A 1,067-nucleotide genomic window follows, 5' to 3' on the forward strand; every position below is an offset into this window, starting at 1 on the left:
GCATCGGTATTCGGAGTTTGGTATCGACGGATAGCCGGGTAGGCCTCCGTTCGATTTCAGTCGCTCTACCCCCGATGCCAACTATTCGAACGCTAACCCTAAAGTTATTTCGGAGAGAACGAGCTATCTCCACGTTTGATGATACTTTCAATCCTCCACACAGTTCATCCCCTAGTTTTTCAACACTAGTGAGTTCGGTCTTCCAGAGAGTGTTACCTCTCCTTCATCCTGACCATGCGTAGTTCACGTGGTTTCGCGTCTACCGCAGCCGACTTGGCGCACTGTTCATGCTCGCTTTCACTACGACTCCGAGCCATAAGCTCTTAGTCTCGCCGGTTACGGTAAGTCGTCGGATCATTATGCAAAAGGCACGCGATCAGCCTGTCTTGCGACGTAGGCCTCTCACCGCTTGTAGGCATGTGGTTTCAGGTTCACGGTCCTCCCCTTGTCGGGGTTCTTCCCATCTTTCGCTCGCGCTACTGGTTCACTATCGGTCACTAGAGAGTATTTAGCCTTGCGGGATGGTCCCCGCCGATTCAGACCACGTTTCACGTGCATGGTCCTACTCAGGATACCCCTCGGTCTCTCAATCTGTCGCCTACGAGGCTGTCACTCGCTGTGGCCGGCCTTCCCAGGCCGTTCGGCTAGACTTCCAGATCCTAAATGAGGTCCTACAACCCCGGAGAGACAAGTCTCTCTGGTTTGGGCTGTTCCGCGTTCGCTCGCCGCTACTGACGGAATCGCTTTTGCTTTCTCTTCCACCAGGTAATGAGATGTTTCAGTTCCCTGGGTTTGCACGGGAATTCCGGGATCAATGCTCGTTTGACAACTCCCCCGGACTTTTCGCAGTCTTCCACGCCCTTACGCCTTCTAGTGCCAAGACATCCCCCACACGCCCTTACTAGCTTGACCACACTTCTTTCGTCCCCGGCCGGCCTTCGCCGCCCGCCTCGGATCAAAGTGTCGTCACGTTAGCCCCGACATTGCATTTGTCGGGCTTTCGTAACTCTTCGTTCTTTCCATTCTAAGGCACTTCAAATTCTTGATCACATTCCAATCTTCTGTTC

At 53.5% G+C, this 1,067-nt stretch carries 1 rRNA gene (cut by a window edge); it reads right to left on the reverse strand.

Going from position 1 to position 1,067, the window contains the following annotated elements:
• Positions 1 to 912 (reverse strand): 23S ribosomal RNA (locus BGIM_RS60780) (it extends 2,025 nt beyond the left edge of the window).
• Between the last annotated feature and the right edge of the window lie 155 nt (positions 913 to 1,067).

This window comes from Zavarzinella formosa DSM 19928, assembly GCF_000255705.1.
GTDB lineage: Bacteria > Planctomycetota > Planctomycetia > Gemmatales > Gemmataceae > Zavarzinella > Zavarzinella formosa.